At 63.2% G+C, this 8,587-nt stretch carries 8 protein-coding genes; 7 read left to right on the top strand and 1 reads right to left on the bottom strand.

Annotated features, from left to right (window positions below; translation table 11 throughout):
* The 7 genes from EN984_RS13515 to EN984_RS13485 form a co-directional block, all read left to right on the top strand.
* On the top strand, positions 1 to 964 hold a 964-nt coding region (locus EN984_RS13515), incomplete at its 5' end, for a ribonuclease J (protein WP_164765467.1).
* A 95-nt stretch (positions 965 to 1,059) separates the two neighbouring features.
* Positions 1,060 to 1,464 carry a methylmalonyl-CoA epimerase gene (mce, locus tag EN984_RS13510; protein WP_127267198.1) on the top strand — a complete coding sequence of 135 codons (405 nt, stop codon included), beginning with the start codon at positions 1,060 to 1,062 and terminating at the stop codon, positions 1,462 to 1,464.
* Entirely contained in the window at positions 1,461 to 1,745 is a 285-nt protein-coding gene (locus EN984_RS13505; protein ID WP_127267197.1) for a DUF1467 family protein, read from the top strand. The genes mce and EN984_RS13505 overlap by 4 nt, the downstream gene beginning before the upstream one ends.
* Positions 1,746 to 2,398: 653 nt before the next feature.
* A complete protein-coding gene (gene proS, locus EN984_RS13500) occupies positions 2,399 to 3,727 on the top strand; it encodes a proline--tRNA ligase (protein WP_127272306.1) in 1,329 nt (442 codons plus the stop codon).
* Positions 3,724 to 5,010, top strand: a complete 1,287-nt coding sequence (locus EN984_RS13495; protein WP_127272305.1) for a lipoprotein-releasing ABC transporter permease subunit — start codon at positions 3,724 to 3,726, stop codon at positions 5,008 to 5,010. The genes proS and EN984_RS13495 overlap by 4 nt, the downstream gene beginning before the upstream one ends.
* Positions 5,007 to 5,690 carry an ABC transporter ATP-binding protein gene (locus EN984_RS13490; protein WP_174800360.1) on the top strand — a complete coding sequence of 228 codons (684 nt, stop codon included), beginning with the start codon at positions 5,007 to 5,009 and terminating at the stop codon, positions 5,688 to 5,690. Before EN984_RS13495 ends, EN984_RS13490 begins: the two co-directional genes overlap by 4 nt.
* Positions 5,691 to 6,281: 591 nt before the next feature.
* Positions 6,282 to 7,532, top strand: a complete 1,251-nt coding sequence (locus EN984_RS13485; RefSeq protein ID WP_127268002.1) for a site-2 protease family protein — start codon at positions 6,282 to 6,284, stop codon at positions 7,530 to 7,532.
* Between the two features lie 21 nt (positions 7,533 to 7,553).
* Here the strand turns inward: EN984_RS13485 and lipB are convergent, their stop codons facing one another.
* Positions 7,554 to 8,297: a lipoyl(octanoyl) transferase LipB gene (gene lipB, locus EN984_RS13480; protein ID WP_127268001.1), complete on the bottom strand. Its 744-nt coding sequence runs from the start codon at positions 8,295 to 8,297 to the stop codon at positions 7,554 to 7,556.
* Positions 8,298 to 8,587 lie beyond the last annotated feature (290 nt).

Raw genomic sequence — 8,587 nt, 5'->3', positions numbered from 1 at the left:
CTCCTCCAATGTCGGACGCATCGTCTCGATCGCCAAAGCGGCGCGCGATGCCGGACGCCAGTGCCTGGTGCTTGGCCGTTCGCTGAAGCGGGTCATCGATGTGGCCGGCGAACTCGGCTACATGGACGGTCTGCCGGAGTTCATCGCCGAGGAGGATTTTGGTTTCATCCCGCGCGAGAACCTGGTCATCATCTGCACCGGCAGCCAGGGCGAGCCACTGGCCGCACTGGCCAAGCTGTCGCGCGAAGAGATGAAGTCGGTGTCACTGACGGCAGGCGACACGGTGGTGTTTTCCTCGCGTACCATTCCCGGCAACGAGAAGGCGATCCTCGAGATCAAGAACCGCCTCATCGACCTCGGCGTCAAGATCATCGAGGACGGCGATGCACTGGTGCATGTCTCCGGCCATCCGCGGCGCAGCGAATTGCGCAAGATGTATGAATGGGTGCGCCCGCAGATCGGCGTTCCCGTGCATGGCGAGGCGGCACATCTGGTGGCGCAGGGCTCGCTGATGTCGACATCGGGCATCGGCCAGGTGGCGCAGGTGCGCGACGGCGACATGCTCAGGCTTGCTCCCGGCCCAGCCACCATCATGGATCAGGTGCCGTTCGGCCGTATCTACAAGGATGGCAGACTGATCGGCACCGATCAGGCGATGGGCATCCGCGACCGGCGCAAGCTGTCCTTTGCCGGCCATGTGGCGGTCAATGTCGTCCTGGACGACAAATATGAGCTTGCCGGCGACCCCGACCTGGTCGCCATCGGCGTCGCCGAGGCCGATGGCCGTGGCGAGTCGCTGGAAGATCTGATGATCGATGCGGCAATCGGCGCGGTGGACTCCATCCCCCGTCAGCGCCGAAAAGATCTCGACCTGGTTCAGGAAGCAGTGCGGCGCGCCGTGCGCGGCGCCGCCAACGAAGCCTGGGGCAAGAAGCCGCTCGTGACTGTATTCGTCACAAGATGACGAAAGGGAGTAGGGGAGTACGGGAGTAGGGGAGTAGGAAGAGCAAACAGCTGACATATCTGTCTTTTCCCCTACTCCCCTACTTGGGAGTGCCAATGCTCGGACGTCTGAACCATGTCGCGCTTGCCGTGCCGGACCTTACGGCTGCCGTCGCTGCCTATCGCAACACGCTGGGCGCGGAAGTGACGGCGCCGCAGGCGCTGCCGGAGCATGGGGTGACGGTGGTGTTCGTCAATGTCGGCAACACCAAGGTCGAACTTCTGGAGCCTTTGGGCGAGGGATCGCCGATCGCCGCCTTCCTGGAGAAGAATCCTTCCGGCGGCATGCACCACCTTTGCTATGAGGTCGACGACATACTGGCCGCGCGCGATCGGCTCAAGGCCGCCGGCGCCCGCGTGCTGGGCGACGGCAATCCGAAGATCGGCGCGCACGGTAAGCCGGTGCTGTTCCTGCATCCGAAGGATTTCTTCGGAACGCTGATCGAACTGGAGCAATCATGAGCTGGGTTTCGTTCACCGCCCTGTTTTTCGCGACCTGGTGGGTGGTGCTGTTCGCCGTGCTGCCGTTCAGCGTGAGGACGCAGGACGATGATCGTGACGTGACGCTGGGCACGGTTCCGAGCGCGCCGCGCGGTCCCCACATGCTGCGCGCCGTGATCCGCACCACCATCGCCACCGCGATCCTGATGGGCATTTTCTATGGCCTGACGCATGGGCTTGGATACAGCCTCAACGACATCCCGCACATCGTGCCGGAATTCAGCCAAACCTTAGCCAAATAGCCGGCCCCGGCCCAAGAAGATTTGTCCGGCAAAGACGTTTTCATCCTTCGGAACAGCTTGGTTCCAGACAGGGATGCCGTGCCGTTTTGCGGCCGGACGAGCGCTGACGCTGGGTAAGGTGGTTTGGCAACGCGTTGCGCTAAGCAGATGATTGCACAAAAAAAATGCAAGGCACGAGGCCTTGCAATTTAAACGCGTCCGATCTGTTTCCGGTTTCCGGCGGCAGCGAGTAACCGCGCCTAGATCGCATCCTCCCAAGACTTTGACCGCGTAGGAGAGCAGATTTTTTTCTACCCTCTCGGTTATCGAGGTACATTAGCCTAAGGCGAATGAAAATGTCACGAAGAATTTTGCCTTGAAACGGGCATTCTCGTGCTGCACTGCACAATAGTGTGGCAGGCGTTGCTTGGCGAACGATCATCAAGACGCGCGCGGTGACCGGGAGGCCTTGCAGCGCCGTGGGTCTTCTGGGCGGGCGAAGGACGGTGCGACGCTTCTGATCCCGGCTATCCCGTGCTTTCTGAAATCGATTGCCGCTTTTCGGGCCGAAGCGTCCGGGTTCCCATTCCGCCTTGAAATGGCTATGAAGCCGGGTCAAGCAAGCCAAAGTCGCGCCGATTCTGGCGCGGCCCTCCTCACTCACGGACCTGTCCATGCGTTTGTCGCGCTATTTCCTGCCGATCCTCAAAGAAAACCCGCGCGAGGCCGAGATCGTCTCGCACCGGCTGATGCTGCGTGCCGGCATGATCCGCCAGCAGGGACAGGGCAGTTTCTCGTGGCTGCCGCTCGGCAAGCGGGTGCTGGACAAGGTCTGCCGCATCATTCGCGAGGAGCAGAACCGCGCCGGGGCGCTGGAAATCCTGATGCCGACCATCCAGTCGGCCGATCTGTGGCGCGAAAGCGGCCGCTATGACGACTACGGCAAGGAGATGCTGCGCATCAAGGACCGGCAGGACCGCGACATGCTCTACGGCCCGACCAATGAGGAAGTGGTCACCGAGATCGTCCGCGCCTATGTGAAATCCTACAAGGACCTGCCGCTCAATCTCTACCACATCCAGTGGAAGTTCCGCGACGAAGTGCGGCCGCGCTTCGGCGTCATGCGTTCGCGCGAGTTCCTGATGAAGGACGCCTATTCCTTCGACCTCGACTTCGAGGGCGCCAGGGCGGCCTACAACAGGATGTTCGTGTCCTATCTCCGGACTTTTACGCGCATGGGGCTGCAGGCGATACCGATGCGGGCCGACACCGGGCCGATCGGCGGCGATCTCAGCCATGAATTCATCATCCTGGCCGACACCGGCGAGAGCCAGGTCTATTGCCACCGCGACTATCTTTCGCTCGATGTGCCCGGAGAGAAGACCGACTTCGCCAATGCCGCCGAGATCGGCGATATCGTCAAGACCTGGACGACACCCTACGCGGCCACCGACGAGATGCACGACGAGGCGGCGTGGGAGAAGATCGGCGAGAGCGACAAGGTTTCGGCGCGCGGCATCGAGGTCGGCCACATCTTCCATTTCGGCGACAAATACTCCAAGCCGATGGGCGCCAAGGTGACCGGGCCCGACGGCAAGGATCATTTCGTCTCCGGCGGCTCCTACGGCATCGGTCCGTCGCGGCTGGTCGCGGCGATCATCGAAGCCAGCCATGACGACAACGGCATCATCTGGCCGGAGGCGGTGGCTCCGTTCGACATCGGGCTGATCAACATGAAAGCGGGCGACGCCGAGTGCGACCGCGTCTGCGACGAGCTGCATGCCGCTTTCGTCGCCGCCGGCAAGGACGTGCTCTACGACGACACCGACCAGAGGCCCGGCGGCAAGTTCGCCACCGCCGACCTGATCGGCCTGCCCTGGCAAGTGATCGTCGGGCCGCGTGGTGTCGCAGCCGGCGAGATCGAGATCAAAAATCGCAAGACCGGCGAGCGCGAGACGCTGCCGATCGCAGACGTGAAGAAGCGCTTCGGTGTCGCCGCATGAACGAGGCGGTGGCGGCAAGACCGGTCGGCGCCGGACCCTTTTCCATCTTCGAGCGCATGGTCGCCTGGCGCTATCTGCGTTCGCGGCGCAAGGAGACGGTGATCTCGGTGATCGCCTCGATCTCGTTCCTCGGCATCATGCTGGGCGTCGCCACGCTGATCGTGGTCATGGCGGTGATGAACGGTTTCAGGGCGGAGCTTTTGACGCGCATCCTCGGCGTCAACGGCCACCTGATCGTGCAGCCGCTCGATTCGCCACTGGAGGACTACGCGCAGGTCGCCAGCCGCATCAACGGTGTGTCAGGCGTCAAATACGCCATCCCGCTGATTGATGGCCAGGTGCTTGCGCAAGGCAATGTCGGCGGCGGAACCGGAGCGCTGGTGCGCGGCATACGCGGCGAGGATCTGAGCAAGATCGCCATCGTTGCCAGCAACATCAAGCAGGGCTCGATCGCCGATTTCGACTCTGGCGACGGCGTTGCCATCGGCAAGCGCATGGCGGAGAATCTCGGCCTGACGCTTGGCGATACCATCACCTTGATTTCGCCCGACGGCGACGTGACGCCGATCGGCACCACGCCGCGCATGAAGGGTTACAAGATCGCGGCGATCTTCGAAGTCGGCATGTCCGAATATGACACCTCCATCGTCTACATGCCGTTTTCCGAAGCGCAGCTCTATTTCAACATGGACGGGCGGGCGCAGACGATCGAGATCTATGTCGACAATCCAGACGATGTCGATGCGCTGAAACCGAAGGTGGAGGAGGCGGCGCAGCGGCCGATCGACATGGTCGACTGGCGCCAGCGCAACGAGACCTTCTTCTCCGCCCTGCAGGTCGAGCGCAACGTCATGTTCATGATCCTGACGCTGATCGTGCTGGTGGCGGCGCTGAACATCATCTCCGGCCTGATCATGCTGGTGAAGGACAAGGGCCACGACATCGCCATCCTGCGCACCATGGGGGCGTCGCGCGGCGCCATCCTGCGTATCTTCCTGATGACGGGTGCGGCGATCGGCGTGACCGGCACGCTTGCCGGTGTGCTGCTCGGCGTGCTGATCTGCACCAACATCGAGTCCATCCGCCAGTTCTTCTCATGGATGACCGGCAAGGTGCTGTTCAATCCGGAGCTCTATTTCCTCAGCCAGTTGCCGGCGAAGATGGATCCGCGCGAGACGACCTATGTCGTCCTGATGGCGCTCGGCCTGTCCTTCCTGGCAACCGTGTTTCCGGCATGGCGCGCCGCGCGCCTCGATCCGGTCGAAGCCTTGAGGTACGAATAGTGGCCGAGGTCATTATCGAGCTGAAGAGCGTCGAGCGGCACTATGTCCAGGGGCCGCGCAAGCTCACCATCCTGAACGGTGCCGATTTCTCGCTGAAGCGCGGCGAGATGGTGGCGCTGGTGGCGCCGTCGGGCACCGGCAAGTCGACCCTGCTGCACACTGCCGGCTTGCTGGAGCGTCCCGACGCCGGCGACGTCATCCTGGCCGGCCGTGCCTGCGGGCGGCTCTCCGATGACGAGCGCACGGCGATCCGCCGCAACGATGTCGGCTTCGTCTACCAGTTCCATCATCTGCTGCCGGAATTCTCGGCGCTGGAAAACATCATGATGCCGCAGCTCATCAAGGGGCTCAGCCGCAAGGACGCGGCCGAGCGCGCGGCGCAGCTGCTCGATTACATGCAGATCGGCAAGCGCGCGTCGCACCGGCCGTCCGAACTCTCCGGCGGCGAACAGCAGCGCGTCGCCATCGCGCGTGCGGTCGCCAATGCGCCGCTGGTGCTGCTGGCCGACGAGCCGACCGGCAATCTCGACCCGGTCACCGCGTCTTATGTGTTCGAGGCGCTGGCGGCGCTGGTCAAGCAATCGGGCCTCGCGGCGCTGATCGCCACCCACAATCACGAATTGGCATCGCGCATGGACCGGCGCGTCACCCTGGCCGACGGCAAAGTGGTGCCGCTTTAGTCTCTGATGTCGTCATCCTAGGGCGAAGCTCCGCGGAGCGGAGCGTAGACCCTAGGATCCATGCCGTTACTTTCGAGACAAATGCAGGGGTCGAGGATATGCGACCTCTATCAGAGGCGATAATTCTGCACCGTAGCATCGCCCCTGGTCACGGCATGGATCCTAGGGTCTGCGCGCGTCGCTCCGCTCCTTGCTCCGCCCTAGGAGGACGATGCGATGGCTAATCGCAAAGGCTTCGGTCAGCCCACGTAGCACCGTCGCTCGCCCCTCAACCCTTTCTTAACCCTGCCGATTTGATCGCCCGAAAATTCCGGAGGCGGCCGCATCGTGCCCGTTGACTTTGAAACAAAATTAGAACAAAATGCGAACATATCAACAACAGGAGAGAGTTATGACCGATCTGGTTCAGGATGTCATCTCACTGGTTTGCATGAGCACGTTCCTTGTTTCCATGGCGATCTGGATCGGAGCCATGTGATTTGGCGGCGTTCGCCGCCGCTGTTCCTACGCGGTGGAAGGCCGTTCCGCCGTTAAGCTTTTCTTGCCGCCGTAACGTTAGGGTACCCCGGCAAGACAGGGAGCAACGTCCAGGTGTCGCCCATAGTCACGGCCATTCTGGTGGCCAGCAATCTCGGGCTGATCTTTCTGTTGATGACCGTGCCGCTTGGTCTGCGCACGGTGCGGCTGACCCGTCTGGTGGCGATGGACCGCCAGCGCCTCTGGCAGGCGCTGTGGCCGCTCGGCAGCGATGCCGGCTGGTCCGGTGAGATCCTTTCCGCCGAGGCGCCGGACGGCGAGGGCGTGGCCCGCATCACGCTGTCGTGGGAAGGTCGCGACGGCAAGCCGATCGAACGCAGGTCGCGGTTTGAAGACGTCGTCGAAGGTATCAGCTTCTCGATGCGTGTCATCGAGGACACCGCGCTCGATGCTTCGTTCTGGAAGGACTTTTCCGAAACCGCCGAACTCGTTTCCGAGGGCAACGGCACGCGGGTGACGCTCAGCCAGACGGATCGCTATCGCGGCGTCGCCTTCCTGGTGTTCCGCTATTTCGCCCTGCGCCGCGAACTCTCCAAGCTGCAGCGCTGGGCGCGGACCGGGCAGTATCGCAAGGGCGGTTGGTTCGAGCATCCGCTCAGCCAGGTTGGCTTTGCCGGGCTTTCGGCGCTGATCCTGTGGCCATTCTTCGGCCTTCACTTCGGCGGCCTGGCACTGGCCGCGATCCTCACATCGGTGGTCGCCCTGCATGAGCTTGGCCATATGGCGGCGTTCCGGCTTATGGGCCACAACCGGGCACGGATGATCTTCATTCCGCTGCTCGGCGGCATCGCCATTGGCGGGCGGCCCTATGACAGCCGTTTCGAGGTGGCTTTCGTGGCGCTGATGGGCGCCGGCTTCTCCGCATTCCTGGTGCCGGTTGTGATCGCTGCCAGCACCTTTGCCGGCGCGGAAGGCCACCGGCTGGCGGCGGCCCTGCTGGCGACCCTGGCGGGCTTCGCCGCACTGTTCAACATCGCCAATCTGGTGCCGGTGTGGAAGTTCGACGGCGGTCAGGTGCTGCGCCAGATCTGTCCGGGACCGGTCGCACTGGCGCTGGCTTCCTTCTTCCTGCTCTCGGCTTTCCTGGCTGTCGGTTGGCAGGCCGGCTTTTCCTCCAATTTCCTGCTCGCGACGGGAGCGGTGTTTTCGATCCTCAGCCTGCTGACGATGAGCAGCGGGGTCAAGCCGCGTTACGAGCTGAAGCCGATCCGCACCATCGACCGCCTCGCCATGGCCGCGGCGTTGCTGGCGGTGTTCGCCATCCATGGCTATGGCGTGTTGTGGGCCTCCGCCCAACTGATTTGAGCCGTACCGGATCCGGAAGGATCAGCCCGCCTTGCGCTCGGCTTCGACAGGCAAGACCGTGGCGGGACCGAACACATCCTCGAAGGCGGATTTCAACGCGAGATCAAGGTCGGCCATTCCCAGGGGAAGGCCGAGATCGACGAGGCTGGTGACGCCGTGGTCCTGCACGCCGCAAGGCACGATGCCGCTGAAATGGTCGAGATCGGGCTCGACATTGATGGCGATGCCATGAAAACTCACCCAGCGCCGCAGCCGGATGCCTATGGCCGCGATCTTGTCCTCGGCCGGCGAGCCGTCCGGCAGGGCAGGGCGATCCGGCCGCACGACCCAGACGCCGACCCGGTCCTCGCGGCGTTCGCCCTGCACGTTGAAGGCGGCGAGCGTGCCGATGATCCACTGTTCGAGCGCCGCGACGAAGGCGCGGACGTCCTCACGCCGCCGCTTCAGATCAAGCATGACATAGGCGACCCGCTGGCCCGGCCCATGATAGGTGTATTCGCCGCCGCGGCCGGCCGCAAATACCGGGAAGCGGCTGGCGTCGATCAGATCCTCGCCGCGAGCGCTGGTGCCGGCCGTGTAGAGCGGCGGGTGTTCGACCAGCCAGACCATTTCGCCGGCAGCGCCGCTGCGGATCGCCTCGGCGCGCGCCTCCATGAAGGCAAGTGCTTCGCGATAGGCGGTAAGGCCGGGCTCGATCAGCCATTCGACCGGTGCTGAACCGGGGAGCGGCAGGAACGACGTGGCGATCTGGCTGCGTTCGGGCATGGCGTATCGTCTTTTCGCTTATGCATGTCGCGTCCCAAAACCGCCTCGCACCTTTGGGTGACATCAACTTGCCTTCCATATGGCGATATCAGGCGCAAACGTCCAGTTCCGGCGCTGCGTTCGGACCCTGTGGAGCATTATGCCAATCGCCTGACATTATTGCTTGCCGTGCACTTGTTTCGCCGGAAACGATTTGCTACACGCCGCGAGCCGGTCGGTTCCGGCTCTACCACGTGCGGTCGTGGCGGAATTGGTAGACGCGCAGCGTTGAGGTCGCTGTGGGGCAACCC

The sequence above is a fragment of the Mesorhizobium sp. M7A.F.Ca.CA.004.12.1.1 genome (assembly GCF_003997835.1).
Taxonomy (GTDB): domain Bacteria; phylum Pseudomonadota; class Alphaproteobacteria; order Rhizobiales; family Rhizobiaceae; genus Mesorhizobium.
Note: the sequence above shows the minus strand (reverse complement) of the source record. Positions and strands in the feature narration are given on the sequence as shown.

Bases quoted from the DNA above. Each gene is read 5' to 3' on its own strand.
- mce (WP_127267198.1), top strand. From the start codon at position 1,060: ATGCTCGGACGTCTGAACCATGTCGCGCTTGCCGTGCCGGACCTTACG.
- EN984_RS13505 (WP_127267197.1), top strand. From the start codon at position 1,461: ATGAGCTGGGTTTCGTTCACCGCCCTGTTTTTCGCGACCTGGTGGGTG.
- proS (WP_127272306.1), top strand. From the start codon at position 2,399: ATGCGTTTGTCGCGCTATTTCCTGCCGATCCTCAAAGAAAACCCGCGC.
- EN984_RS13495 (WP_127272305.1), top strand. From the start codon at position 3,724: ATGAACGAGGCGGTGGCGGCAAGACCGGTCGGCGCCGGACCCTTTTCC.
- lipB (WP_127268001.1), bottom strand. From the start codon at position 8,297: ATGCCCGAACGCAGCCAGATCGCCACGTCGTTCCTGCCGCTCCCCGGT.